Annotated in this window: 24 protein-coding genes; 8 read left to right on the forward strand and 16 right to left on the reverse strand. The window is 50.0% G+C overall.

The genetic code is table 11. The features are described 5' to 3' along the window. Positions 1-31 precede the first annotated feature (31 nt). Entirely contained in the window at positions 32-2419 is a 2388-nt protein-coding gene (ppsA, locus tag G535_RS0111345) for a phosphoenolpyruvate synthase (RefSeq protein ID WP_034728092.1), read from the forward strand. A 75-nt stretch (positions 2420-2494) separates the two neighbouring features. Continuing rightward, positions 2495-5500 carry a D-2-hydroxyglutarate dehydrogenase YdiJ gene (gene ydiJ / locus G535_RS0111350; RefSeq protein ID WP_051207259.1) on the forward strand — a complete coding sequence of 1002 codons (3006 nt, stop codon included), beginning with the start codon at positions 2495-2497 and terminating at the stop codon, positions 5498-5500. Between the two features lie 12 nt (positions 5501-5512). On the opposite strand, the gene G535_RS0111355 is transcribed toward ydiJ, so the two are convergent. Further along, entirely contained in the window at positions 5513-6559 is a 1047-nt protein-coding gene (locus G535_RS0111355; RefSeq protein WP_026862171.1) for a Glu/Leu/Phe/Val dehydrogenase dimerization domain-containing protein, read from the reverse strand. A 209-nt stretch (positions 6560-6768) separates the two neighbouring features. On the opposite strand from G535_RS0111355, the gene G535_RS0111360 reads away from it, so the two are divergent. Next, the gene (locus G535_RS0111360; protein ID WP_026862172.1) at positions 6769-7212 is read left to right on the forward strand and encodes a DUF4826 family protein; all 444 of its coding nucleotides are present in this window, start codon (positions 6769-6771) and stop codon (positions 7210-7212) included. On the opposite strand, the gene G535_RS0111365 is transcribed toward G535_RS0111360, so the two are convergent. Genes G535_RS0111365 through G535_RS0111385 form a run of 5 tightly spaced genes read right to left on the reverse strand, consistent with a single transcriptional unit; the run spans position 7209 to position 12137 of the window. Further along, positions 7209-8357, reverse strand: a complete 1149-nt coding sequence (locus G535_RS0111365; protein ID WP_026862173.1) for a cupin domain-containing protein — start codon at positions 8355-8357, stop codon at positions 7209-7211. The genes G535_RS0111360 and G535_RS0111365 overlap by 4 nt on opposite strands. Then, a complete protein-coding gene (gene purB / locus G535_RS0111370) occupies positions 8357-9733 on the reverse strand; it encodes an adenylosuccinate lyase (protein ID WP_034728094.1) in 1377 nt (458 codons plus the stop codon). Before purB ends, G535_RS0111365 begins: the two co-directional genes overlap by 1 nt. After that, on the reverse strand, positions 9730-10374 hold the full coding sequence (gene hflD / locus G535_RS0111375; RefSeq protein ID WP_026862175.1) for a high frequency lysogenization protein HflD: 645 nt from the start codon (positions 10372-10374) through the stop codon (positions 9730-9732). Before hflD ends, purB begins: the two co-directional genes overlap by 4 nt. Further along, positions 10371-11486 carry a tRNA 2-thiouridine(34) synthase MnmA gene (mnmA, locus tag G535_RS0111380; RefSeq protein WP_034728096.1) on the reverse strand — a complete coding sequence of 372 codons (1116 nt, stop codon included), beginning with the start codon at positions 11484-11486 and terminating at the stop codon, positions 10371-10373. Before mnmA ends, hflD begins: the two co-directional genes overlap by 4 nt. A gap of 33 nt (positions 11487-11519) precedes the next feature. Then, complete coding sequence (locus tag G535_RS0111385) at positions 11520-12137, reverse strand: pseudouridine synthase (protein ID WP_026862177.1); 618 nt, start codon at positions 12135-12137, stop codon at positions 11520-11522. A gap of 93 nt (positions 12138-12230) precedes the next feature. Here G535_RS0111385 and G535_RS0111390 point away from each other — a divergent pair, with 93 nt between their 5' ends. Both G535_RS0111390 and G535_RS13555 read left to right on the forward strand, forming a co-directional pair. Beyond that, positions 12231-13043, forward strand: coding sequence for a hypothetical protein (locus tag G535_RS0111390; RefSeq protein ID WP_026862178.1), 813 nt, complete (start codon positions 12231-12233; stop codon positions 13041-13043). Positions 13044-13052: 9 nt separating this feature from the next. Next, positions 13053-13946, forward strand: coding sequence for a glucosaminidase domain-containing protein (locus tag G535_RS13555; RefSeq protein WP_051207178.1), 894 nt, complete (start codon positions 13053-13055; stop codon positions 13944-13946). On the opposite strand, the gene ttcA is transcribed toward G535_RS13555, so the two are convergent. The 10 genes from ttcA to ccoN all read right to left on the reverse strand — a co-directional run bounded on the left by ttcA (position 13921) and on the right by ccoN (position 22996). Continuing rightward, a complete protein-coding gene (ttcA, locus tag G535_RS0111400; protein ID WP_026862179.1) occupies positions 13921-14865 on the reverse strand; it encodes a tRNA 2-thiocytidine(32) synthetase TtcA in 945 nt (314 codons plus the stop codon). The two genes, G535_RS13555 and ttcA, sit on opposite strands and share 26 nt — an antisense overlap. A 52-nt stretch (positions 14866-14917) precedes the next feature. Next, on the reverse strand, positions 14918-15847 hold the full coding sequence (gene uspE / locus G535_RS0111405) for a universal stress protein UspE (RefSeq protein ID WP_026862180.1): 930 nt from the start codon (positions 15845-15847) through the stop codon (positions 14918-14920). A gap of 66 nt (positions 15848-15913) precedes the next feature. After that, entirely contained in the window at positions 15914-16585 is a 672-nt protein-coding gene (locus tag G535_RS0111410) for a sulfite exporter TauE/SafE family protein (protein WP_026862181.1), read from the reverse strand. After that, entirely contained in the window at positions 16575-16748 is a 174-nt protein-coding gene (gene ccoS, locus G535_RS0111415) for a cbb3-type cytochrome oxidase assembly protein CcoS (protein ID WP_026862182.1), read from the reverse strand. The genes G535_RS0111410 and ccoS overlap by 11 nt, the downstream gene beginning before the upstream one ends. Positions 16749-16763: 15 nt before the next feature. Next, positions 16764-19202, reverse strand: a complete 2439-nt coding sequence (locus G535_RS0111420; protein WP_051207180.1) for a heavy metal translocating P-type ATPase — start codon at positions 19200-19202, stop codon at positions 16764-16766. A gap of 3 nt (positions 19203-19205) precedes the next feature. Further along, positions 19206-19712, reverse strand: coding sequence for a FixH family protein (locus G535_RS0111425; RefSeq protein WP_026862184.1), 507 nt, complete (start codon positions 19710-19712; stop codon positions 19206-19208). Between the two features lie 60 nt (positions 19713-19772). Next, positions 19773-20723: a cytochrome-c oxidase, cbb3-type subunit III gene (ccoP, locus tag G535_RS0111430; protein ID WP_026862185.1), complete on the reverse strand. Its 951-nt coding sequence runs from the start codon at positions 20721-20723 to the stop codon at positions 19773-19775. Then, positions 20716-20907: a CcoQ/FixQ family Cbb3-type cytochrome c oxidase assembly chaperone gene (locus G535_RS0111435; protein ID WP_026862186.1), complete on the reverse strand. Its 192-nt coding sequence runs from the start codon at positions 20905-20907 to the stop codon at positions 20716-20718. Before G535_RS0111435 ends, ccoP begins: the two co-directional genes overlap by 8 nt. 2 nt (positions 20908-20909) lie before the next feature. Beyond that, entirely contained in the window at positions 20910-21530 is a 621-nt protein-coding gene (ccoO, locus tag G535_RS0111440; RefSeq protein ID WP_026862187.1) for a cytochrome-c oxidase, cbb3-type subunit II, read from the reverse strand. An 11-nt stretch (positions 21531-21541) separates the two neighbouring features. After that, entirely contained in the window at positions 21542-22996 is a 1455-nt protein-coding gene (ccoN, locus tag G535_RS0111445) for a cytochrome-c oxidase, cbb3-type subunit I (protein ID WP_026862188.1), read from the reverse strand. A 336-nt stretch (positions 22997-23332) separates the two neighbouring features. Between ccoN and G535_RS13560 the strand changes: the two genes are divergently transcribed. From G535_RS13560 to G535_RS0111460, 3 genes are all read left to right on the forward strand, one after another. Continuing rightward, positions 23333-23620, forward strand: a complete 288-nt coding sequence (locus G535_RS13560; RefSeq protein WP_126775134.1) for a hypothetical protein — start codon at positions 23333-23335, stop codon at positions 23618-23620. Between the two features lie 99 nt (positions 23621-23719). Next, positions 23720-24169: an NfeD family protein gene (locus tag G535_RS0111455; protein ID WP_026862189.1), complete on the forward strand. Its 450-nt coding sequence runs from the start codon at positions 23720-23722 to the stop codon at positions 24167-24169. Positions 24170-24198: 29 nt separating this feature from the next. Continuing rightward, complete coding sequence (locus G535_RS0111460) at positions 24199-25131, forward strand: SPFH domain-containing protein (protein WP_026862190.1); 933 nt, start codon at positions 24199-24201, stop codon at positions 25129-25131. The last annotated feature ends 115 nt before the right edge of the window (positions 25132-25246 follow it).

Genomic DNA, 25246 nt, shown 5'->3' on the forward strand with positions numbered 1-25246 from the left:
CGCCTTAAGCCCCAACGATGAGGAAATTGCCGTGCAACACAACGTAACTGATTACGTACTTTGGTATGATCAACTAGGCATGAATGATGTAGGACGTGTGGGGGGTAAAAACGCCTCGCTCGGAGAAATGATCAGCAACTTAGCTGGTGTTGGTGTTGAAGTTCCAAATGGCTTTGCGACCACTGCCGAAGCCTTCAATGCATTCCTCGACCAATCAGGGGTGAACGAACGTATTCACCAAGTGCTCGACACGCTCGATACCGACGATGTGAAAGCACTTGCAGAAGCTGGCAGCAACATTCGCCAGTGGATCCTCGATACACCGTTTCAACCGGAACTTGATCAAGCCATTCGTGATGCTTATCAAACCTTAAGTGGCGGCAATGACGAAGTCAGCTTCGCTGTGCGTAGTTCAGCGACGGCAGAAGATATGCCTGATGCCTCTTTTGCAGGGCAGCAAGAAACCTTTTTGAACGTGCGTGGCATTGACCAAATCATGGAAGCCATCAAGCACGTCTTTGCCTCTTTGTTTAACGATCGCGCGATTTCTTACCGTGTTCACCAAGGCTATGACCATCGTGGTGTTGCCCTGTCGGCAGGGATTCAACGCATGGTACGCAGCGATATTGCCTCATCAGGGGTAATGTTCAGCATTGATACCGAGTCTGGCTTTAGCGATGTGGTGTTTATTACCTCTAGCTATGGTTTAGGTGAAATGGTGGTGCAGGGGGCAGTTAACCCTGACGAGTTTTACGTGCACAAACCAACCCTTAAAGCGGGGCGTCCTGCAGTGTTGCGGCGCAACCTCGGCAGCAAGAAAATTCAAATGATTTACTCTGACGATGTCGCGCATGGTAAACAAACTGACATCGTTGAGATTGATGATGCCCAAGCCAAACAGTTCTCGATTACCGACAGCGAAATTGAAGCCTTAGCACGTCAAGCGGTGATCATTGAGCAGCACTACGGCCGTCCGATGGATATCGAGTGGGCCAAAGACGGTATCGATGGCAAGCTTTACATTGTCCAAGCGCGCCCTGAAACCGTACAGTCGAACGCGAATAGCCAAGTGGTTGAACGCTTTAAACTGTCGCAAAAGAGTGACGTGGTTGCCAGTGGCCGTGCCATTGGTCAGCGCATCGGTAAAGGCGTGGCACGCGTACTCAGCGACATTTCAGAAATGGATCAAGTACAACCTGGTGATGTGTTGGTCACCGATATGACTGACCCTGATTGGGAACCGATCATGAAGCGTGCCGCAGCGATTGTTACGAATCGTGGTGGCCGTACCTGTCACGCAGCGATCATCGCCCGTGAATTGGGTATTCCAGCGGTCGTGGGTTGTGGTGATGCCACGGATCGGATTCATGCTGGGCAAGCTGTAACAGTGTCATGCGCAGAAGGTGATACGGGTTACATTTACGATGGCGAACTTGATTTTGACGTGACCCGTTCGGACATTGGCGATATGCCAAACTTGCCGTTGAAAGTGATGATGAACGTCGGTAACCCAGATCGTGCCTTTGATTTCGCTGGTCTACCTCACGCCGGTGTTGGTCTGGCGCGGGTAGAGTTTGTGATCAACCGGATGATCGGTGTGCATCCAAAAGCCTTGTTGAATTTCGATCAGCAAACGCCAGAGTTGCAAGCGCAGATTAAGGACTTTATGGCCGGCTATGCGTCACCACGTGAATACTACGTCAGCAAACTTACTGAAGGTGTGGCGACGCTTGCCGCAGCGTTCTCGCCAGAGCGTGTGATTGTGCGCATGTCGGACTTTAAATCGAACGAATATGCCAACTTGCTTGGTGGGCGCCAGTATGAACCGCATGAAGAGAACCCAATGTTGGGCTTCCGCGGTGCGTCGCGTTACATCTCAGAAGAGTTCCGCGACTGTTTTGCCATGGAATGTGAAGCTATCAAGCGCGTGCGCGACGATATGGGCCTCACCAACGTTGAAGTGATGATCCCATTTGTACGTACGCTTGAAGAAGGTCGCAAGGTTATTGAGTTGCTGGCCGAGCAAGGGCTTGTACGCGGCGAAAATGGCTTACGCGTGATCATGATGTGTGAATTGCCATCCAATGCGCTGTTAGCCGATCAATTCCTAGATATTTTCGATGGCTTCTCCATTGGCTCTAATGACTTAACCCAGCTGACCCTTGGCCTCGATCGTGATTCAGGTGTCATTGCACATCTGTTTGATGAGCGTGACGAGGCGGTGAAGGCTTTATTAGCGATGGCGATTCAGACCGCGAAGAGGAAAGGCAAGTACGTCGGGATCTGTGGTCAGGGGCCATCCGATCATGCCGACTTCGCGCAGTGGCTGGTGGAACAGGGCATCGACTCCGTATCATTAAACCCTGATACCGTGGTCGATACCTGGTTGTACCTCGCAAAACATACCCAAGGTAACTAATTAAGGAGATCTCTCTTGGCGAACCAAGCTGTACAGGTATTGTCGGATCGTAGTGCTTATCCACCTCCTGAGCCGATGTATCGACGTTATAGTTATGCGTTATCCGTGGCAGGGTTCGCCGGAGATATCGAAGATTGTTATGCCGGTCGCTTGATTGCAGCGACCGATAACAGTGTGTATCAACAGTTACCACAACTTGTGATTTATCCACGCCATAGCGCGGATTTACAATTGGCCTTGCAGCTGGGTCAAGAGCAAGAGTACCAAGAATTAACCTTTAGTCCTCGCGGTGGCGGCACTGGCACTAATGGCCAGAGTTTAAGTCAGGGCATTATTGTTGATTTAAGCCGTTATTTTCGGCAAGTGCTCGAGATTGCCCCTGAAGAAGGGTGGGTGCGCTGTCAAACCGGTGTTGTGAAAGATGCTTTGAATGACGCTGTGCGCCCTGATGGGTGGTTTTTTGCCCCAGATCTTTCCACCAGTAATCGCGCGACCATTGGCGGTATGATTAATACCGACGCCTCTGGCCAAGGTTCTCTGGTGTATGGCAAAACCAGCGATCATATTTTAGCCCTACAGGCTGTGCTGATTAACGGTGAGATGATTGAAACGGGTCCCATGCCGTTGGCGGAAGCTGAGCAAAGAGCGCGTGGCGAGAGCCTCGAAGCGGCGCTCTATCGGCAAGCCTTAGCGACCTGTGTGACTCACCGGCAAGCGATCGAAGCTAAGTTTCCGCCGCTGAATCGTTTTTTAACCGGCTATGATCTTAAACACTGTTACGATCCTGTGCTCGAGACGCTCGATCTGTCACGTTTATTGGCAGGTTCAGAAGGGACCTTGGCGTTTATTACCGAAGCCAAGCTTAACTTAACCGAAATCCCACGCCATAAAGTGCTGGTCAACATCTCGTACCGTGATTTTGATGCAGCGTTACGGCACGCACCGGTATTGGTGAAGGCTCAGGCAACCTCGGTCGAGACCATTGATAGCACAGTGCTTGATTTGGCACGCAACGACATCATATGGCATCAAGTGCGGGAGCACCTTTCTGAAGGCCAAGCTGGGCAACCGATGGATGGCATCAACATGGTGGAATACACCGCTGTCGATGCCGATACCTTAGAAGCCAAACTGGCGCCTTTGCTTGCTGAGCTTGAAGCCGCAGACGGCGCGCACGGGGTGGTGGGCTATAAAGTTTGTCGCGACGCCACAAGCATCCAAACCATCTATGCCATGCGCAAAAAATCCGTCGGTTTGTTGGGAGCCGTCAAAGGTGAACGCAAGCCGATTGCGTTTGCCGAAGATACTGCGGTACCACCGGAGGCGTTGGCGGACTTTATTGTTGAGTTCCGTCAGTTACTCGACCAGCATCACTTGAAGTACGGTATGTTTGGTCACGTTGATGCGGGTGTGTTACACGTGCGTCCGGCACTGGATATGAAAGACGAAGCTGATGAGCAACTGTTGCGTACCATCAGCGATCAAGTGGCTGCATTGACGGCGAAATACGGTGGCTTAATGTGGGGCGAGCATGGGAAAGGTTACCGCTCTGAATATGCGCCGACCTTCTTTGGCGCGGAACTCTACACTGAACTACAAAAGATCAAGGCTGCCTTTGATCCGGAGAACCGCTTAAATCCGGGCAAACTCGCGACGCCATATGGTCACCCTAATGCAACTTTGGTCTCCGTTGATGCCCGCAAGCGTGGTTACTTCGATCGCCAAATCCCAGTGCAGGTACGCGAACACTATGCTGAGGCGATGAACTGTAACGGTAACGGCTTGTGCTTTAATTATGATACCGCCTCGCCGATGTGTCCGTCGTATAAAGCCACTGGTGATCGACGCTTTTCACCAAAGGGCAGAGCGACCCTGATCCGTGAATGGCTGCGCTTAAATAGTGACGTCGGTCTCGATGTCAGCCAAGCGCCGAAAGAGGGGCGATTTAATCCGTTTATGGAAGTCCGTCAGCGTCATTCACGTGATTTTAATCACCAAGTGAAAGATTCGATGGATGCCTGTTTAGCGTGTAAAGCCTGTGCGAATCAGTGTCCAGTAAAAGTCGATGTACCTTCATTTCGGGCAAAATTTTTGCAGTGGTATTACTCGTTATACCGTCGTCCGCAACGGGACTACCTGGTTGCCAACGTCGAACAACTAACCCCGTTGATGGCGCGCTTTCCACGCGTTAGCAATGCTCTGACCCATAATCCAATCAGTCAGTGGCTGATGGCGAAAGGCTTGGGCTATGTGGATACCCCAAAACTCTCAGTGCCAAGCCTGCAACAGCGCTGGCAACAACGGCAGTGGCCGCAGGTTACGGTCGCTGAGCTACAGCAATTGAGCGCCGCCGCGCGTGAAAAAGCAGTGGTGATTGTGCAGGACCCTTTTACCAGTTTTTATCAAGCGGACGTTGTCGAAGCGCTCGGGCAGGTGATTAGCCAGCTCGGTTATCAGCCTTACTTGTTGCAGTTTATCGGTAATGGTAAAGCATTGCATGTCAAAGGCTTCTTAGCGCGTTTTCGTAAGTTAGCGACGCAGGTTACGGCTCGTTTGAACCAAGTCGCGGCGCTTGAGCTGCCCATGGTTGGTGTAGATGCAGCGACAGTGCTTTGCATGCGTGATGAATACAAAGATTTTTCGGACCTTCCTGTGCAATTTAACGTGGCCTTGCCGCAAGAGTGGTTAGCAACCCAGTTGCAGCATTTCCCGGAGATGCAGGGCGCTGGTGAAACGCCGGCGAGTGACCTGTTTTTGCACTGTACCGAGCAAACCGCAGTACCGACCAGCGCCAATCTTTGGCAGCAGATCTTTGATCGTGCAGCGATTGCTGTGAAGCCGGTGGCGACAGGTTGTTGTGGTATGGCAGGAACCTACGGCCATGAGCGTGAGCACCTCGCGACCAGTACCAAACTTTACGCGATGAGCTGGCAACAACCGATGCAGGCAAGTGCGCAGCCATTGGTCACCGGTTTCTCGTGTCGTTGTCAGGTGAAACGTTTGCAGCCGCAGCAAAAAGAAAAGCCGCAACAGGTGCAACACCCACTGCAGCTTCTCGCAAAACAATTGACCAGCGCCTAGGCGCTGGTTTTTTTATGCCTTGGCAGCTTTTGCTTTGGCAATCACTTCACGGGCGAGTTCATCCGCAATTTCGCCGGTTGGGCGTTTTTCTGCAGTCGAACGGGTGAAGATGGTATCCAAGGTATTGTAGATATCACGAACACGCTTTTCAGTTTCTTCCAAGCTCATGTTCGCTGCTTCGCTACACACGTGGATCACGCCACCGGCGTTGATCACATAATCAGGTGCGTACAGAATACCCATGTCCATTACTTTTTGGTCATGTGCAGGGGTTGCCAACTGGTTGTTCGCACTACCAGCGATCACTTTCGCTTTAATTTGCTTGAGGGTTTCGTCATTGACGGTAGCACCTAATGCACAAGGCGCATAAACATCAACATCAAGACCGTAAATCTCATCCAAACCAACCACAGTTGCATTCAACTCGCTGGCAGCGCGCTGACATGCTTCTTCGTTGATATCGGTGACAAATAGCTGCGCACCTTCTTTCGCACAGTAGGCCGCGAAGTCGTAGCCAACCGCACCTAAGCCTTGGACTGCGATACGCAGACCATTCAGGTCATCGCTACCGAACTTGTGTTTTGCCGCAGCTTTCAAGCCAAGGTAGGTACCAAGTGCTGTATGTGGCGAAGGGTCACCAGCTTTGCCTTCAGTACCGGCAACGTGGCTGGTTTCTTCGGCAATAATGGCGATATCACTGGTACGAATGTTGACGTCTTCAGCAGTGATATAACGACCACTTAATGACTCGACAAAGCGACCATAGGCACGGAACATTTCTGGTGATTTCATGGTTTTTGCATCACCAATGATGACCGCTTTACCGCCACCTAAAGGTAAGCCGGCGAGGGCGCTTTTGTAGGTCATACCACGTGAAAGGCGCAATACGTCGGTTAAGGCTTCGGCAGAGGAAGCATAGTTCCACATGCGCGTGCCACCGAGTGATGGACCTAAAGTAGTGTCATGAATCGCGATGATGGCTTTTAAGCCGGTTTCTTTATCATGACAAAAGACGACTTGTTCGTGTTGGTCGAACTCTTGATGCTCAAATAGAGACATGAGTGATGTTTCCTCGTTCATCCCAAAAGTGGGCGCACATTATCATTTTACTTTTACCTGCGCTAGTCACAGCGAAAAATAAAACGTTTACGTTAACGTTAACTTTAGCAAGCAAAGTTTACAGGATTTCGGACTTTGCCGAAAACGCCTTTCGAGGTAGTATGAGGAGGTAGAAAAATAAAGAAGTTAATTAAAGGAAGCATTTAATTATGGCCGAAGCACAACAGCCACAAATGACCCAAGAAGAAGTAAGCACTTGGGTACGTACGCAGTTTCAAGCTGCGAATAAATACCTTGCAGAAAACGGCATCATCAGCGACCAAGTGTTGACGAAAGAGTCGCGTTATTTGATCCCGCACGTGGCCATTTGGAAGTTTAGCACCCGTGACAAAAAGCAGCTTTGGTTGGTCAATGGCGACGTTCCGACAGATGTTGCCGGTGCGCAAGTTGCTAAAGACGCGCGTGGCGCATTACGTCACTTTTCGCTACAGTGGCAGTTGAAAGCCCAAGCGATCATCAACGATCCAAGCACTGCGACCGACGTTGAGAAACAAAAATATGCAAATTACTTAGTGAACCGTGCGGAAAACCTGTACGCGGTATCTGATCAGGAAAACCTCTGGCATTCTCAACCAGAAGAGGGCAACAGCTAAGCTGTTGCCTCATCGGTGTCTTGCACGAGATAAAACACACCTTGCTGAATGAGCTCACACAAACAGTCACGGACCTTTGTATCATTGAGCAAGGTGCTGCATTCCGCTAGCGCGCATTCGTCTTTAAGCGTTAACAGCGCTTGTACTGCCGCTTCAGTCGCATGTAACCCTTCCAGTAGCTCACCGTTGGCGAAGACCTGACCGGCGTCGTTCGTGAGTACCCGTGCGCCCGGGGTACGACCAATCATCATGTCCGTTGCCGCATAGCTTAAAAGCTCGGTACTACTCAGGGCCGTGTCACTTTGCGGTAATGGCCGTTTGGATTGCGACATTACTTGCACTAAGGCTTGCAAGGTTTCCGGCTGTTGTAGTTGCGTCACTAGGAGCTGTTGCAATTGCTGAAGCTGCGCATTATCAACGAGATAAGAGGGCTTATCGGTGCTTAAACTTGGATCACGGTAACGGGCGAACGTTGTGTCGGTGGCAAGGAGTTGATCGGCCAGTTGTGCCAACCATTCTGCCGTATTCGGTGCGCGAAACCCGACCGAATAGTTTACGCTTGGTTCAAGCGCGACACCGTGATGCGGACAACCTGCTGGAATATAGAGAATATCGCCAGCTTCGAGTACCGTATCGATAACAGCGTCAAACTCTGCATGTTTCAGTTGCTTAAGATCAGGATGAGGGCAGTATTCTTCGGCGTTCGGTTGGGCTGCTCCAACGCGCCAATGACGACGCCCGCCACCTTGAATAATAAACACATCGTATTGATCTAAATGCGCACCCACACCGCCGTGTTCGGTGGCAAAACTGACCATCACATCGTCAACTCGCCAGTCTGGAATAAAGCTAAAAGCGCTCAACAGGTCTTGGACGTCTGGGAACCACTCGTTTACGGCTTGTACCAGTAAGGTCCAGCCTTCTTCACCGAAGCGGCTGTAATCTTCAAACGGGCCATGCTCGACCTGCCATTGGTCGTTTTGGTGTTGAATGACCCTAGCATCGACACCTTCTTCCATGGCGAGTCCAGCTAACAATTCTGGCGCAATAAGATCGGCAAACTCAGCAAAACCGCCCCGAATTAGGAGCGGCTTTTGTTGCCAATAGTCACGTAAAAACTGTGCCGTATCGAGGTGTAATTGCATTAGGCATCCAGCTTGTCAACGAATTGAATGGCCCGACCAATGTACGACGCCGGAGTTAACAGTTTCAATTCAGCTTTGACCGTTTCAGGTAACGCTAGGCCGTCGATAAAGTCAGCCAAGGCTGCTTGGTTTACGCGCTTACCACGGGTCAGTTCTTTGAGTTTTTCATACGGTTTCTCGATGCCGTAGCGACGCATCACGGTTTGAATTGGCTCAGCGAGCAGCTCCCAATTCTGGTCCAATTCACGGAGCAAGTTGTCATTATTGACTTCGAGTTTACTGATACCTTTCAAGGTTGCTTGATACGCAATCAAGGCGTAGGCGAAGCCAACCCCAAGGTTACGCAATACCGTTGAGTCGGTAAGATCACGCTGCCAACGACTGACCGGCAACTTGCTCGCCAAGTGTTGCATGACTGCATTGGCCAAACCGAGGTTGCCTTCTGAGTTTTCAAAATCGATCGGGTTGACTTTGTGCGGCATGGTAGATGAGCCTACTTCACCAGCGATGGTACGTTGCTTGAAGTGATTGAGCGCAATGTAACCCCAAACGTCGCGGTTGAAATCAATCACGATGGTGTTAAAGCGTGCTACGGCATCAAATAATTCGGCAATGTAATCGTGCGGTTCGATTTGCGTGGTGTAGGCATTCCATGTCAGTCCAAGGCTGGTGACGAATTGTTCAGCCACAGCATGCCAATTGACATCAGGGTAGGCCGATAAATGCGCGTTATAGTTGCCGACTGCACCGTTAATTTTGCCCAATAGTGGCACGGCTTGCAGCTGTTGCAACTGGCGTTCAAGACGCACGTAAACGTTGGCCATCTCTTTGCCCAAGGTGGTTGGCGTTGCAGGTTGTCCGTGGGTACGGGCCATCATCGGTACGGTTTTGTGCTCAATGGCCAAGCCTTTAATGGCGTCGCTCAGCTGTTGCATGGTTGGCAACATGACCTGCTCGAGTGCTTCACGCAACATGAGTGCGTGCGACAAGTTGTTGATGTCTTCAGAGGTACAGGCAAAGTGAATAAATTCGCTCACCGCGTGAAGTTCAGCATGTTTAGCAACAGCTTCTTTTAAGAAGTATTCTACTGCTTTCACATCATGATTGGTGGTCGCTTCGATCGCTTTCACGCGTTCGGCATCTGCTTCGCTGAAGTTTGCGACTAACGCATCTAAAAACGCATTCGCGTCCGATGAAAACTCAGGAACCTCAGCAATTTCAGTCACTTTTGAAAGTTGTTGTAACCAACGCACTTCGACAGTAACACGTTGACGGATCAAACCGAACTCGCTGAACATTGGACGTAATGCAGCGGCTTTTGAGCCGTAACGGCCATCGACGGGAGAAAGTGCGGTAAGCGCAGATAAATTGGTCATGCTGAAGACTCCGATTGTGAGCTTAAAGTGCGTAATAAATCGTGACAGGTGGTCACCATACGGCGACGCGAGAAAATAAATTGGCGACGTTGACCACCCACTTGGCGCCACAGGATAGCGCTGCGAACGGCCGCAAGTAACAAAGCACGGATTTGATCCTGGACAGGTTTTTGTTGCAGTAACGTCGGCTTACCGTGAATGCGGATTGGTTGGCTTAGTGGCGAAATGAAGTCGCTATAGGCACCGGCCATCCCGGTAATAATCGTATCTTGGTCAAAATGAAAGTCGTTTTGTTGACGCGCCAATTGCTGGATACGTTGGCCCAGCGCTTGCAATGATTCAGGTTTACGCTCTAAGCGTCGGGCGAGGGCGAGCGTCGCAATAATGTAGCGCGTGATATCAACATCTTTGTCTTTGGTGGTACCAATTTGTGCCAGCAACACCTGCAAGCCTAACTGCAGGTTTCCAATGCCGCCGTAGATCGAAGCCACGTCACTCGGTGTTTGGTCGAGCACACTGTTGAGGAGTGCATCACGCTGTACCTCGTTACCGACCTGTCCGCGCAACGCCAATTGCTTTACCGCGGCGATGGACTGCGCAATGGCGGCGAGTGCGATGACACGTTGTTGCCAAGGATTCACAGCAATACCTCATGATCGCTGAGACGTGCTTCGATAATCCCACCACCGAGGCAAACCTCGTCTTGGTAAAAAACGGCGGATTGACCAGGGGTTACGGCAGCCACAGGTTCCGCAAATTCGACCCGCACATTGCCATCTTCGAGCGGGGTCAAGGTACAGGCGATATCGGCTTGGCGATAACGGGTTTTTACCGCGCATTGCATCGGCTGCTGTGGACCAACGCGATCGACCCAATGTAACTGACCGGCAATTAATCCTTTCGAGTAGAGGCGCGGGTGATCTTTACCTTGCACAACCACGAGGACATTGCGCGCCACGTCTTTATCGACCACGTACCAAGGATCGTCGCCAGCATTGGCAAGGCCACCGATATGCAGGCCTTTGCGTTGTCCTAGTGTGTGGTACATCAAGCCTTCGTGTTGTCCTAACACCTCACCTTCAACGGACTCAATGGCACCAGGACGCGCGGGGAGGTAGGTTTGCAAGAAGTCTTTGAACTTGCGTTCACCAATAAAACAAATGCCCGTCGAGTCCTTTTTGTCAGCGGTCACGAGGTCTTGTGCTTCCGCGATGCGGCGCACCTCTGGTTTTTCCAGCTCACCCACCGGGAACAGGGTTTGTGCGACGTGCTCGTGCGACAACGTGTAGAGGAAATAGCTTTGATCTTTGTTGCTGTCCAACCCACGCAACAGTTGATATTTGCCTTCATGTTCACGGCGTCGGACATAGTGACCGGTGGCAATAAAGTCAGCGCCGAGCGCTTCAGCGGCAAACTCTAAAAAGGCTTTGAACTTGATCTCTTTGTTGCACATGATGTCTGGATTCGGGGTGCGTCCAGCGCGATATTCTTCCAGGAAGTACTCGAACACGTTGTCCCAGTATTCCGCCGCAAAATTCACCGTGTGCAAGACAATACCGAGCTTCTCACAAACCGCTTCTGCGTCTGCTAAGTCGGTTGCCGCCGCGCAGTATTCATCGGTATCGTCCTCTTCCCAGTTCTTCATAAACAGGCCTTCGACCTGATAACCTTGCTGTAATAAGAGGTAAGCAGAAACCGATGAATCGACTCCGCCTGACATACCAACGATGACTTTTTTATCTGCGTTTGACATAACGACCTTCATGCTAAAAATTTCGCGCGGATTCTACCACACTGGGGGCACTTCGCGCCACTGACCGGGCTGCAAACCTGCTAAGCGCCATGGACCAATAGCGGCACGGATCAGCCGTAACGTAGGATGACCTACCGCAGCCGTCATGCGGCGCACCTGTCGGTTTCGACCTTCTTTAATGACTAAGCAGAGCCATTGATCAGGAACCGACTGGCGCTCACGAATAGGGGGCTGGCGTGGCCAAAGTCCCTGCGGTGGGTCCATTAACATGGCCTCGGCTGGCAAGGTCATGCCGTCATTGAGCTCTACGCCTTGTTGGAGCACTTTCAATGCCGCGGCATCGGGAATACCTTCAACTTGCACCCAATAGGTTTTTGGCAGTTTATGCTTGGGATGACTGATTTTGTGCTGCAAGTCACCGTCGTTGGTCAACAGCAACAACCCCTCGCTATCTTTATCGAGGCGGCCCGCCGGGTAAACGTCGTTAAACGGCACGTAAGGTTTGAGCGTTTGCTCGTCCTCAGCACCAGAGAACTGTGTAAGTACACCATAGGGCTTATTAAATAGCACCAGTTTCGGATTGGCTGGACGCGGCCGAGAGCTTGTTTGGGGGCGGCGTGAGCGAGGTTTTGTTGGACGTTTTGCGCGCATAAGTTGTCGTTGCTTCACTGAATAATGTTAGAATAACGTTTTTGATGCGCCAATGATTGGCACGAAACACTTAGTATATAGGAAAAAGACATCATGCAGGACTCTAAACCACAAGACGCGCAGAAGTCAGCGACCTTGACGGATAATCTTGAGGCAGCAATTAATGGTCAAGTGCCGTTACGGGTAGGGGATGTATTGCAACGCAGTTGGGACATTACCTTGCGCGCTTTGCCGATGATGTTGCTTGGTTTGGTGGTACTGATGATTGTGAATGTTATTGTCAGCACGCTTGGGCAGGCACTCTTCCCGGTCGATGAGATGGAGCTACAGAATCATATGGGTAACTTTGCTGCCCAAAATATTCTGGGGATTATCGTGTTAGCGCCTTTTACGGCGGTGCTTACCGTGATGGCATTGCAAAATGCGCGCGATGGTAAAGCCAAGCTCAACGCGTTTGGGCGTGCGTTTCAGTGCGCACCACAGATCATCGCCATTAGCGTAATTTCAACCACTGTTGTGGTGATCGCTGCGGTTATTTTGGGGTTACTTTTCGATATTGGTGGCACCTTTGTGGCGCTGTTGGTGTTAGTCGCAATCTATATCCAATTTTCTTTCCTGTTGGCAGCCCCGTTGGTGTTAGAACGCAGCATGAAAGTATCACGCGCGATTACCGCATCGTTCTTGATGACCAACAGTCGTATGCTGCCGATCCTTGGTATTTATCTCATTTTATCGGTGATCGTATTTATCAGTGCCTTGCCGTTATTGTTAGGTTTGCTTTTTACCATTCCGATGAGCTTCAACGTAATTGGCGTGATCTACAACCGCCTGGTTGGAGTAGAACAGCTTGAACCACAAGCTGACTCAGCCACTGAACAATTAGAGTCTGAGTCGTCCACTGAATAAGAGGACTTCATGTTACGAGCGTTATTCTTTATGTTTGCATTGTTAACGATCGCTGCGGCCGCTATTGCGCCGCAGTATTTTAATTTGGCGAACCCACATCGGTTATACCAAGACGTGGCGTTGGTGGAAAAGCGTGCGCCGCAGTTGGAAATTCGCCAACTGCCAGATTTCTCTGTTTACGGCGGGACGGCGGATAAAAAACAGGCATTTTTTAGCTTTCTCGCACCGCTCGTTGCCGCCGAGAATGCCTACATTGAAGAGCAGCGTCAGGGGGTGCAGACCTTGTACACTAAGTGGCGCTTTAATCCGACCTCGCTGACGCCGCAACAGGTGCAGTGGTTGGCTAACATTGCCAAGGAGTATCGCGTTGAATTCGATTACCGGAACAACGCAGAAACTGCATTTGAGCTATTGTTGCGTCGCGTTGATGTGGTACCAGAAACCTTAGTATTAGTGCAGGCTGCGAATGAATCTGGCTGGGGAACCTCACGTTTTGCGCTACAAGCACTGAACTTGTTTGGCCAATGGTGTTTTACCGATGGTTGTGGCCTAGTGCCAGAATCACGAGGTGAACAAGCCACTCATGAAGTGCAACGCTTTCCATCGGTGAACGCGTCCATTCGTAGCTATTTACGCAACTTGAATACCCATCCTGCGTATGTGGAACTGCGTCAACTACGTGAGCAACAACGGCAAAAAGGGCGCGATATTCGTGCACTAGATTTAACGCCAGGGCTGGCCGCTTACTCAGAGCGTGGTGAAGCTTATATTGAAGAGTTGAATGCAATGATTCGGGTTAATCGCCCGTTGATTCTCGATGCCTTGCGTGAAGACCCTCGCTTGCACGAGGGCCCCGTCGCTGAACCGGACTTTCCGGCTAGCTCAAATTCCGCACCTGAATAACGCCATTGGCGCTTTCTGCGCCGGTGGTTTCGTCCGGATCTTGGTAGTTTAAAAAATCTGTTGGGACACTGTGATCAAAGGCAGTGTCACCTTCAGCATTTTCCTGTCCATCTGCTTTAATTGTTTTAAACGCATAGAGTTCAGGATCAGCGAGGTGCGAAGGCACGACGTTCTGCATGGCCGTGAACATACTTTCAATACGACCAGGGAACTGGCGATCCCATTGCCGCAACATTTCTTTAATCGCCTGACGTTGCAGGTTTTCTTGGGAACCACAGAGGTTGCACGGAATAATGGGGTAGTTCTGCTGTGCCGCATACGTCACAATGTCTTTTTCACGGACATACGCGAGCGGACGAATAACCACGTGTTCACCGTTATCACTGACCAGTTTAGCCGGCATTGACTTCATTTTGCCGCCATAAAACATATTCAGCATCAAGGTTTCGAGCATATCGTCACGGTGATGACCGAGCGCGATTTTGGTTGCGCCAAGTTCTTTGGCAACGCGGTACAAGATACCACGACGTAGGCGCGAACAGAGCGAGCAAGTGGTTTTGCCTGCCGGGATCTTTTCTTTCACAATGCTATAGGTATCTTCTTCAACTATTTTGAAGTCGACCCCTTCTGCACTGAGGTATTCCGGCAATACATGTTCAGGGAAGCCAGGCTGTTTTTGATCTAAGTTGACGGCAACGAGCTCGAACCGAATTGGCGCAATCCGCTGCAACTGCCGTAACATCGACAACAAGGTGTAACTGTCTTTACCACCAGACAAGCACACCATAATCTTGTCGCCATCCTCGATCATGTTGAAATCTTCGATGGCGCGACCGACATAGCGGCGGATGCGTTTTTCTAACTTATTCAAGTTATAGCGTTGCTTCTTTGTTTGCTCGAGACTTGCCGTATCACTCATTACCGTCATTACACCTAAACAGTTTAAATGGTTGCTGTACTGAAAAGGCGAATTATAACTTAACCGGACTCTCAAAGCTCGCAGGTTTTACCGCCAGCAAATCACAATTGATTTGCTCAATCACATGCTCTGCTGTGTTGCCAAGGAGCGCGGCGCTAAAGCCGGTGCGACCAATCGTGCCTAACACGACCAACTCAGCATCAAGTTCTTCAGCAAGTTGTGGAATGATTTGCTCTGGTAAGCCTTCGCGCACATGTTGCTGCGCTGCCGGTATTGCAAAACGTTCCGCATGCTCGGCAAGAGCGACCTTGTGATTATCGGCAATCACTTCACGATAATTGGCGGTATCAAATTCAGGGATTTCTGCAGCAATCGTCACCGGTGCGCCGGGGTAGGCGTTGACCAAGTGCACTTCGCTGTGCAGGCAATTGGCGAAGCGCTGGGCCGCTTCAGTAATACGGGCATTGAGGCTGTCGTGATGCTCATGCTCTCCGGTGGTATGGATTGCAGCAAGGACTTTACCGTGCTCAGGCCATTGGTGTTCTTTAACCAATAACACTAAGCAGGGCGCTTTACGCAGTAAATGCCAGTCGGTAGGCGTAAATAAAATGTGCGCGAGACCTTCATGAGGGTGAGTGGCCTTGACAATAATGTCGTGTTCACCAGCCAGCGCTGTTTCAATAATGGCCTCATAAGGGCGATGGTGCCAGACTACCTTCATCGAAATATCAAGATCGCGCGTGTTGTAGTCTTCTAACAGGTCTTGGATCCAAGCTTTGCGATCATTGATCAAACTATCTCGCATCGCATCGCGCTCTTCCGCAGCAAGCATCGTGGTCATTTCATAAGAAAAATCGTAAATGGACAGCAACAAGGTGATGGACGCTTGGCTGATGCGTGCTAAATGCATGGCGCGGTTGAGCGCTTTCTGCTGTTGTTTGTCAGCGTCGAGAACGACTAAAATATTGTTTACACAAGACATCTTACACCTCATAACGGGCTATCACGATTGATCCCTAGTTTAGTCAGAATTCGACAGGGAAGCCAACTAACTCATCGCTAAAGCTTGACGCAGCGCAATAACGGCGACCCAAAGCCCATAGACGATCATCAGAGCGCCCATGGCTTGGCGAAAACCTTGGCCACGTAGAATGCTTTGCACAGCGCCACTGAACCAGCCAATGGCGAGCATGGCTGGTAATGTACCAAGACCAAACGCGAGCATGTAGAGCGCACCGCTCGCTGGCGTAGCGCTTAACGCAGCCCAACTTAAGGCGCTGTACACTAAACCACAGGGTAGCCAGCCCCAAAGGACACCAGCAAAGAAACGGGCGGGGAGTGATTGTTGTTGCCGCAAGGTTGCAGCAGTAGGTGCCAGTTTTTGCCACAGCGGTCGGCCTAAGGCTTCTAAGCGTTGTAAGCCGAGCCACCATTGGCCGAGGTAACAGCCAAATGCAATTAAAAAGAAAGCGGCCAAAAAGCGCAGGGCAAGCAGGGCAGGTGCAAACTGCCCGAATGCGGCTTGACTGAGGGCGCCGACCAGAGCACCAGCAAGACTGTAGGATGCAAGTCGGCCCAGATTGTAGCTGAACAGCACGCTCAATGGTGCGCGTTGCTGGCCATTACCGCCCATTGCTCCGGCAAGACCACCACACATGACGAGACAATGGCCCGCACCGGCCAGTCCCATGAGTAGGGCGGCGAATAAATCAAGCTCCATCGTCGTCTTTATCGCGCTTAGGTTTGTCCTCGTCTAAGAGGATGTTCATGCCTTGGCGCTCGAGATCTTCGAATTGGTCGCTGCGTACCGCCCAAAAGAAAATTACAACGGCGATAATCACAAATACAATCGCGATAGGAATGAGCAGGTATAAACTTTCCACACTTACCTCTGCTTGTTAGCGTTTTGGCTGACGATTCAGGCGCAACGAGTTCGCTAAGACTAATAACGAACTGAGCGACATCCCAATCGCAGCAATATAAGGTGTGACCCAGCCCATCACCGCAACTGGGATAATGCCAATATTATACAGCAGTGCCCAACTAATGTTTTGTCGTAACACGCGACGACTTTTCTTGGTGGCGTCAAGTAAGGCTAACACCGCACTAAGATCGTTGCGCATCGCCACCACATCTGCGGCTTGGCGCGCGAGATCGGCAGCTTGACCGAAGGTCATTGAGACATCGGCTTGCGCTAACACCGGTCCATCGTTGATACCATCACCGATCATCAACACTGGACCCTGTTGCTGCTGTTGTTTGACATAAGCAAGCTTGTCCTGCGGCAAGCATTCAGCAACCACCTTAGTGATACCAAGCTGTTCTGCGACCTTGCGGGCGTTGCTCTGTTTATCACCGGTGAGCATGACCACTTCAAAGCCCTGCTGCTGGAGCGTCTTGACCGTTGAGGCGGCATCGTCTCGCAATTGATCTACGACATGATAGTAGGCAAGTACCTCATGCTCGGTCGCTAAGATGACATTGGCTGAGGTTTGCGCGCTTAACTCTGGGTGCCAATGGGCAAGATAGCGCGGCGCGCCCATACGAATTTCTTGCTGGGTGCCATCATTGGCGTGCCATTGTCCACGGATGCCTTCACCGAGGTCGACCACCACCTGCGAGAGTTGCACGTGCTGTTCAGGTTGAAGGCTTTTAAACGGCAGCGCGAGTGGATGCTCTGAATGTAATTCAAGCGCATAGGCAAGGGCATCCGCAAGCACCGGTTGTTGGCTCGGATACTCGCGCTGGTGTAACGCGAACTGACCGCTGGTAAGGGTGCCGGTTTTATCAACCACGATAGTTTTCACATCACGCAGCGCCTCAATGGTATCGGTATTACGTAAAATAATGCCATTGCGATTGAGCTGGTGAATGACACCAGTCACCGCTGTCGGTGCTGCCAGCGCTAAGGCACATGGGCAGGTGGCCACAAGCACCGCCAGCGTTACCCAAAATGCTTCTGCGGGATCAATAAAGGACCAAATCAGAAAGGTTGCCGCGGCCAGTAGTAGTAACTGTTTCACGAACTGATTGGCTAAACGTTCCGCGCGCTCGGCAAGTTTAGGTTTATTTGCGAGAGCTTGGTCCTGTAACGCGGCGATTTTTGCCATCACCGTGCTTTGTTGGGTCGCTGCTACTTGTAGTCGTAGCGGCTGACTTTGATTGAGTGTGCCAGCGAGCACGGTATCGCCTTGGCGATGCACCACAGGCACACTTTCGCCAGTCAGCATACTTTCATTCACATCAGCTTCTTGGCTCAATAGAACGCCATCTGCTGGTAAGGTTTGCCCAGGCAACACCCGCACAATGTCCCCGGCGCTAAGTTGATTCACGGCGACACTTTCCAAGCTGCCGTCTGCAGTTTCACGCTCGGCCGTGGCTGGCAACAACTTGACGAGGTTAGCGGCTGTTGCAATGGCGCGTTGCTTGGCGAGTAATTCAAAATAACGCCCAGCCAACAAGAAGAAGGTGAACATACTGACCGATTCGAAATAGACTTCGCCTTCATTGATCACGGTCGCGTAGACGCTTGCACCATAGGCACTGAGCAGTGCGAGACTCACGGGCACGTCCATATTAAGTTGTCGTGCTTGGATACTGCGCAGCGCGGATAAATAAAAGGGTTGGGCGCTGTACAGTAGCACCGGGGTGGCAAAAAGGAGACTGATCCACCAGAAAAATTGCCGCATATTGCCGTCGACTTCATCGACGACCCCAAAATATAGTGCCACGGCGATCATCATTACTTGCATGGTCGCAAGCCCGGCAATGCCAATCCGACGGACGAAGTAGCGCCGACGTCGTTTGAAATCTTGTTCTTGTGTCGCTGCTTGAAACGGCAAGGCACGGTAGCCGAGTCCGGCTATTTGGCTGAGTAACTGACTCAGCTTCACCTGTTTTGGTTGCCAGGTGATTGTGACGCGCTCAGTTGTGGCATTCACGCGTGCTTGATGCACACCTTGCAATTGCATTAATTGCTGTTCAATCAACCAAGCACAGGCCGCGCAGGTCATACCTTCGATCGATAAGGTTGTGGTGCGCAGGCCGTTGGCTTCAAGCTGGGTAAATTGGGCTTGTAAGTCGTCTTGGTCATAAGCTTCCAACTGTTTAAGTTCTTCTGGAAGCAGAGGAATTTGTAATGGGTTACTGGTATCTCGGTACTGATAGAAATGCAGCAACCCTTGTTGATCAATGGTTTGTGCAACCGCTTGACAGCCATAACAGCACACGTCACGTTGCTGCTCAGCCACTTTTACCTGATAGCCGCCATCATCGGGGAGGGGTTGCAAGCAATGAAAGCAATGTCCCGCAGGGGGTTGCGGTAGCACATTTGTCATCGATTAAACGCCGTACGTTAGCGGTTTTAAGGTAATTTCTTCTTTGCTTGGTAGCTGCACTTGTTGGCTCAAACGCCAGCTCTTATCAAATGGCGTGATGGTAATGGTCCATTTGCCATCATGTGCATTCACGACCGCTGGGAGTTCACCACGAAACTCCTGATTACCATCAGCGGTGAGCACGAGATTAAAGTCACGCTCGGCGATGGTGGTGTGATGAAAACTCACATTTAGGGCGGTGAGTTGGCTTGGCTGACCAGAGGTGAAACGCAACACCAGTTGCTTGGCATCGTGACGCAAACTCAAGCTAATATCACGCGCTTGGGCTTCTTTCACTTTTTCGACTTCAGCGTTAATGCCACGACCTTTTTTATAATAGTCGTCAACCACCATAGCGTTATCGCTATAGCGCGAGGCAATGCTTAAGGTAATCACCATCGCAATAATGACCGAGAACGGAATACACATTAAGAACCAAGGCCAAAACTGCTTATACCACGGCTTCTCCATTACAACACTCCTCAGGTTTACGCTTGCTAAGAAAAACCCCGCCTAAGCGGGGTTTTCATTTTAGTCGTTTGAAAGCCCGTAGACGTAGGCACTAATGACATGGATTTTATCCTCTCCGAGGATATCTTTCCACGCTGGCATAACGCCATTTCGGCCATTACGAATGGTCTCTTCAATCGTTTCTTGTGAACCACCATATAACCAGATGTTATCGGTTAGGTTAGGTGCGCCCAATTGCTGATTACCTTTACCATCAGCTCCGTGACACGCTGAACATACTGCAAAGTTCTTTTGACCTGCTGCAGCGAGTTCAGGGTCTACTTTACGACCGCTCAAGCTTAACACGTAAGTCGCAAGCTCAGAGATCTGCTGATCGTTAAACTGGTTACCAAAAGGTGTCATCACACCGTTACGACCGTCAAGCAAGGTTTTCTTGATATGCTCAGGTGAACCACCATAGAGCCAGTCGCTATCGGTTAAGTTCGGGAAGCCTTTACCGCCCATTGCGTTTGAACCGTGACATTGTGCACAGTTCTGCAAGAACAAGCGTTGGCCAATCTCCGTTGCTTCTGGATCTTTCGCAAGCTCTTCGATAGGGCGTTGTGAAAGGGCAGCAAACAATGGACCGAACTCATCGTCAGCAGCTTTGACTTCACGGTCATACTGAACGATAAGTCCAGCTTCACGATTCGCTTCAGTCGCCGCTTTTGATTCTGCGATTGATAAGACCTCTTGGTTAGAACTACTCCAGCCAAGTAAGCCTTTAAAGTTTCCTAAACCTGGGAATAATGCCAAGTAAATGAAACCCCACACAATGGTGACCCAGAAGAGAATCATCCACCAGCGTGGTAATGGGTTGTTAATCTCAACGATACCGTCGTACTCATGATCCATGAGTTCGCCTTCTTTAATTCCGGTAAAGTTGGTCATATTCCAGCGTAATAGCCATATGATAAAGACTAAGAACGCAAGGGTTAGGACAATAATCCATGCACTCCAGAAGCTACTCATTGTTCTTCGACTCCTGTTTAGTATTGCCTTGCTTGTTGTTGCGTTGCTCATCTTCTTCGAAGATAGAGTTGGCGGCCTCATCAAAGCGCTTTTTACGCCCTTTGCTGTATGCCCACAAACCAATGCAAATGAACAATACGAAAACTAAAACTGTGTATAAACTACGCCAGGTGATGTAATCCATGACTAGTTTGCCTGTTGTTGTAACGCCGTTCCTAGCGACTGTAGGTAAGCAATCAATGCTTCCATTTCAGTCTTACCAACAACTGCAGCCTGCGCACCCGCGATGTCTTCATCAGTGTAAGGCACACCGAATTGACGGAAGACTTCCATCTTCTTCGCAGTGTATTCACCATCAAGCGTATTTTCCGCTAACCATGGGAATGCAGGCATGTTTGATTCAGGAACAACAACACGTGGATCCATCAAGTGAACGTAGTGCCACTCGTCACTGTAACGACCGCCAACACGGGCAAGGTCAGGACCAGTACGCTTAGAACCCCATAAGAATGGACGTTCCCAAACGTGCTCGCCGGCCAGTGAGTAGTGACCATAACGTTCGGTTTCAGCACGGAATGGACGAATCATCTGACTGTGACAGTTGTTACAACCTTCACGGATATAGATGTCACGACCTTCCAATTCCAATGCTGTATAAGGCGTTAGTCCTTCCACAGGAACGTTGGTTTGTTTCTGGAATAACAATGGCGTAATTTCTACCAAACCACCAATCGAGATTGCGAGGGTAGCGAAAATAGCCAACCAACCAACGCGTTTCTCAACCCAATCGTGCTTAATGTTTTTCATACTAAGACTCCTTAAGCTGATTGCGCTGCCGCTTCACGAGGCGCGACATCGATGGTTTCAGTAGTAGGTTTACCCGCTTTAATAGTACGGTACGCGTTCACTGCCATCAGGATCATACCTGCAACGATGAATAAGCCACCGACAAAACGGATGAACCAGAAAGGATACGACTCAGATACGCTTTCTACGAAGCTGTAGGTGAGGGTACCGTCGTCTGCGTTCACTGCACGCCACATAAGACCTTGCATTACACCAGAGATCCACAGTGCCACGATGTAAAGAACAACACCGATAGTGTGCAGCCAGAAGTGGATATTGATCCAACGCACGCTGTGTATTTGTGTTTGACCCCAAAGACGTGGAATCAAGTAGTACATTGCACCGATAGTGATCATCGCAACCCAACCAAGCGCACCAGAGTGAACGTGGCCGATCGTCCAGTCAGTGTAGTGCGACAAGGCGTTAACTGACTTGATCGACATCATCGGGCCTTCGAACGTTGACATGCCGTAGAACGACAGTGACACGATCAAGAAGCGTAAGATAGGGTCGGTTTTGAGTTTATGCCACGCACCTGACAAGGTCATGATACCGTTGATCATACCGCCCCAAGAAGGAACGAATAGAATCACTGACATCACCATACCTAATGACTGAGTCCAGTCAGGTAGAGCGGTATAGTGCAAGTGGTGAGGACCAGCCCAGATATAAAGACCGATCAGAGCCCAGAAGTGCACTACTGACAAGCGGTATGAGTAAACCGGACGCTCTGCTTGCTTAGGTACGAAGTAGTACATCATGCCCAAGAAGCCAGCGGTAAGTAGGAAACCTACAGCGTTATGACCGTACCACCATTGCACCATCGCATCGACAGCACCTGCGTAGACACTGTACGACTTGGTGAACGACACTGGCATGGCCATGCTGTTCACGATGTGCAAGACCGCGATAACAATGATAAACGCACCGTAGAACCAGTTCGCAACATAAATGTGCGAGGTGTTACGTTTAACAAGCGTTCCAAAGAACACGATAACGTAAGCGATCCACGACAAAGCAATAAGAATGTCGATTGGCCACTCAAGTTCGGCGTATTCTTTTGAGCTGGTCAAACCCATAGGCAGGGTAATAACAGCAAGAACGATGATGGTTTGCCATGACCAAAATACAAACGACGCTAACTTGTCAGAAAACAGCTTGGTACGGCAGGTTTTCTGAACGATATAGAACGACGTTCCCATTAGCGCAGAGGTACCAAACGCAAAAATTACCGCGTTGGTGTGTAATGGACGTAAGCGTGAATAGGTAAGCCAAGGAGTGTCGAAATTGAGCTCAGGCCAAATTAGCTGAGCGGCAATCCATACCCCGAGAGCCATACCGATGATTCCCCAAACAATGGTCATGACAGTAAACTGTCGGACGACCTTGAGGTTGTATTCGATTTGTTGTGGATTTGTTTGACTCATTTTTTATTTCCGCGTTGATGCTCTGTTAAAAAGCAGAGTAACGTGACAATGATGACCGCTTGTCGGATACTTTGACAAACCCCTGTAGTGTATGACGAATAGCCATAAAAATACAGGTGATAAAGTACTAAAACCTAAAGCGTCGTGCCAACTCGAAGAAAAATTAACCAAGCCATGAAACAACACAATACATTTGCTCATATATCCATCAATTTTTCTAAGTTGAAAAGGGGTTTTCTCCTTCTCTTGTTGACGCTGCATAGTATCGCTTGCAGCTCAGAATCAACGCAACCACTACCGTTAACAAAAATTGATCTACATCAACAAAAGATTTTTTTGTGGTTACCCCAGCAGCCAGTGCCCATCGAACAAGCTTTGACGCTGCGTTTAGAGGTGCCAGAAAACGTCACGCCAGAACTTAGTCAAGTCGAAGGGGTGTCGATGTATATGGGGACAATTCCGTTGATGTGGCAGCAGCTCAGTCCGACCGAATGGCAGGCGACGTTGTATCTCGGTGCTTGTACCGATCCGAAAATGGAGTGGCGGTTAACGGTGCCGTTACGGCATGAGTTGGCGACAGTGCCGCAAAGTGTCTCTTATCTATTTACCAGCGCAGCAAATTGAAACAATTTGCTGTGATCTTAGTGGTTGAAGTCATGCTATAGTGTCGCTAACAGTGTGTTAACAACTGTGGCAGATACATTATTCAACGAAGGAGAGGCCATGACCGTCGCATTGATCTGGATCATCGTTGGCGTAGCTTTGGTGTTATCAGAACTCTTACTTACCAGCGTTATCGCAGTATTTCTGGGCATTGGCGCCATTGTAACTGGGCTGTTACTTCACTGGGGTTTAATTGAGCAAAGTGCAACTCAGTTTGCGGTTTTTGGTGTGGTTAGCTTGGCTCTGTTAATCCTAGCGAGAGGCCGTTTTAAGCGCTGGTTTATGGGCTATACCGCAAATGAAGATGAGTCAAAACCGAACTTTCAACGCGACATTGGCGCTCGCGTTAAGGTGATTCGAGACTTTAACCATGGCGCCGGTCGTGTGGTGCTCAATGGTGTGCAATGGGACGCTTTCTCTGAAGACGACCTGAAAGCGGGAGATACCGCTTGGGTTATCGCCAATGAAGGGATTCAACTGACGGTCGCACAACAACGGCCGCAGCAATAATAACAACGTAAATTCAGGAGTATTCACACATGTTGCCATTTGATGTAGGTACCGTCTTAGCGATAGGGTTCGCGCTAGCGGTCATTATTGTTATTTTCAAAACCGCGCGGATTGTGCCGCAACGAACCAATTTTGTCGTGGAACGTCTCGGCCGCTACAGCCGCACCCTCGAATCTGGCTTTCATATTCTTATCCCATTTATCGATAAGGTCGCGTATCAACATACCTTAAAAGAAGAAGTGATTGATGTTGAGCGTCAAGCTTGTGTGACCAAAGACAACATTCAAGTGGGCATTAACGGTGTGCTTTACATTCAAGTGGTTGATGCGCATAAGGCCAGTTACGGTATCAATAACTATCGCTATGCCGCATCACAGTTGGCACAAACCACCATGCGTTCAGTGATCGGTCAAACGGATCTCGATAAAACCTTTGAAGAGCGAGCGCGCATCAACGAAGTCGTGGTTCAAGCCCTGGACGAAGCTGCAGCACCTTGGGGCATTAAAGTGTTGCGTTATGAGATCTCTGATATTGAATTGCCGATGAGCATCAAAGACGCGCTTGAGCAACAAATGCGCGCTGAACGTGAACGTCGTGCTGCCATTGCGAAATCGGAAGGTGAACGCCAATCGATGATCAATGTTTCAGAAGGTCATAAACAAGAAGTCATCAACTTGTCTGAAGCGGAAAAGCAAAAGCAGATCAACGAAGCTGAAGGTCGTGCGCAAGAAATCGAATTGATTGCTCAGGCCACCTCAGAAGGCTTACGTAAGATTGCTGCGGCGATTCAAGAGCCAGGCGGTAAAGATGCAGTAAGCTTGCGTGTTGCTGAACAGTATGTCGGCGAGTTCGGTAAATTGGCGAAAGAAACGAACACCTTAATTTTGCCAGCACAACTGGCGGACATCGGTAGTGCGGTCGCCGGACTCACCGAAGTGTTAAATACCGCTAAATCACGTTAAACACGCGTTCAAACTGGCGTATCTAAAAGACCGTTCATCGAAGATGTGCGGTCTTTTGTGATCAGATTTGCTGAAATATAACTACATAATAAAGTGCAATGATAAGAATGCGCCT

It is taken from the genome of Pseudidiomarina sediminum DSM 21906 (assembly GCF_000423165.1).
Classification (GTDB): Bacteria; Pseudomonadota; Gammaproteobacteria; order Enterobacterales; family Alteromonadaceae; genus Pseudidiomarina; species Pseudidiomarina sediminum.

What these genes read in the sequence shown, in the direction of transcription:
- ydiJ (WP_051207259.1), top strand. Translation starts at nt 2,495, where the DNA reads ATGTATCGACGTTATAGTTATGCGTTATCCGTGGCAGGGTTCGCCGGA.
- G535_RS0111355 (WP_026862171.1), bottom strand. Translation starts at nt 6,559, where the DNA reads ATGTCTCTATTTGAGCATCAAGAGTTCGACCAACACGAACAAGTCGTC.
- G535_RS0111360 (WP_026862172.1), top strand. Translation starts at nt 6,769, where the DNA reads ATGGCCGAAGCACAACAGCCACAAATGACCCAAGAAGAAGTAAGCACT.
- G535_RS0111365 (WP_026862173.1), bottom strand. Translation starts at nt 8,357, where the DNA reads ATGCAATTACACCTCGATACGGCACAGTTTTTACGTGACTATTGGCAA.
- purB (WP_034728094.1), bottom strand. Translation starts at nt 9,733, where the DNA reads ATGACCAATTTATCTGCGCTTACCGCACTTTCTCCCGTCGATGGCCGT.
- mnmA (WP_034728096.1), bottom strand. Translation starts at nt 11,486, where the DNA reads ATGTCAAACGCAGATAAAAAAGTCATCGTTGGTATGTCAGGCGGAGTC.
- G535_RS0111385 (WP_026862177.1), bottom strand. Translation starts at nt 12,137, where the DNA reads ATGCGCGCAAAACGTCCAACAAAACCTCGCTCACGCCGCCCCCAAACA.
- G535_RS0111390 (WP_026862178.1), top strand. Translation starts at nt 12,231, where the DNA reads ATGCAGGACTCTAAACCACAAGACGCGCAGAAGTCAGCGACCTTGACG.
- G535_RS13555 (WP_051207178.1), top strand. Translation starts at nt 13,053, where the DNA reads ATGTTACGAGCGTTATTCTTTATGTTTGCATTGTTAACGATCGCTGCG.
- ttcA (WP_026862179.1), bottom strand. Translation starts at nt 14,865, where the DNA reads ATGAGTGATACGGCAAGTCTCGAGCAAACAAAGAAGCAACGCTATAAC.
- uspE (WP_026862180.1), bottom strand. Translation starts at nt 15,847, where the DNA reads ATGTCTTGTGTAAACAATATTTTAGTCGTTCTCGACGCTGACAAACAA.
- G535_RS0111410 (WP_026862181.1), bottom strand. Translation starts at nt 16,585, where the DNA reads ATGGAGCTTGATTTATTCGCCGCCCTACTCATGGGACTGGCCGGTGCG.
- G535_RS0111420 (WP_051207180.1), bottom strand. Translation starts at nt 19,202, where the DNA reads ATGACAAATGTGCTACCGCAACCCCCTGCGGGACATTGCTTTCATTGC.
- G535_RS0111425 (WP_026862184.1), bottom strand. Translation starts at nt 19,712, where the DNA reads ATGGAGAAGCCGTGGTATAAGCAGTTTTGGCCTTGGTTCTTAATGTGT.
- ccoP (WP_026862185.1), bottom strand. Translation starts at nt 20,723, where the DNA reads ATGAGTAGCTTCTGGAGTGCATGGATTATTGTCCTAACCCTTGCGTTC.
- G535_RS0111435 (WP_026862186.1), bottom strand. Translation starts at nt 20,907, where the DNA reads ATGGATTACATCACCTGGCGTAGTTTATACACAGTTTTAGTTTTCGTA.
- ccoO (WP_026862187.1), bottom strand. Translation starts at nt 21,530, where the DNA reads ATGAAAAACATTAAGCACGATTGGGTTGAGAAACGCGTTGGTTGGTTG.
- ccoN (WP_026862188.1), bottom strand. Translation starts at nt 22,996, where the DNA reads ATGAGTCAAACAAATCCACAACAAATCGAATACAACCTCAAGGTCGTC.
- G535_RS0111455 (WP_026862189.1), top strand. Translation starts at nt 23,720, where the DNA reads ATGACCGTCGCATTGATCTGGATCATCGTTGGCGTAGCTTTGGTGTTA.
- G535_RS0111460 (WP_026862190.1), top strand. Translation starts at nt 24,199, where the DNA reads ATGTTGCCATTTGATGTAGGTACCGTCTTAGCGATAGGGTTCGCGCTA.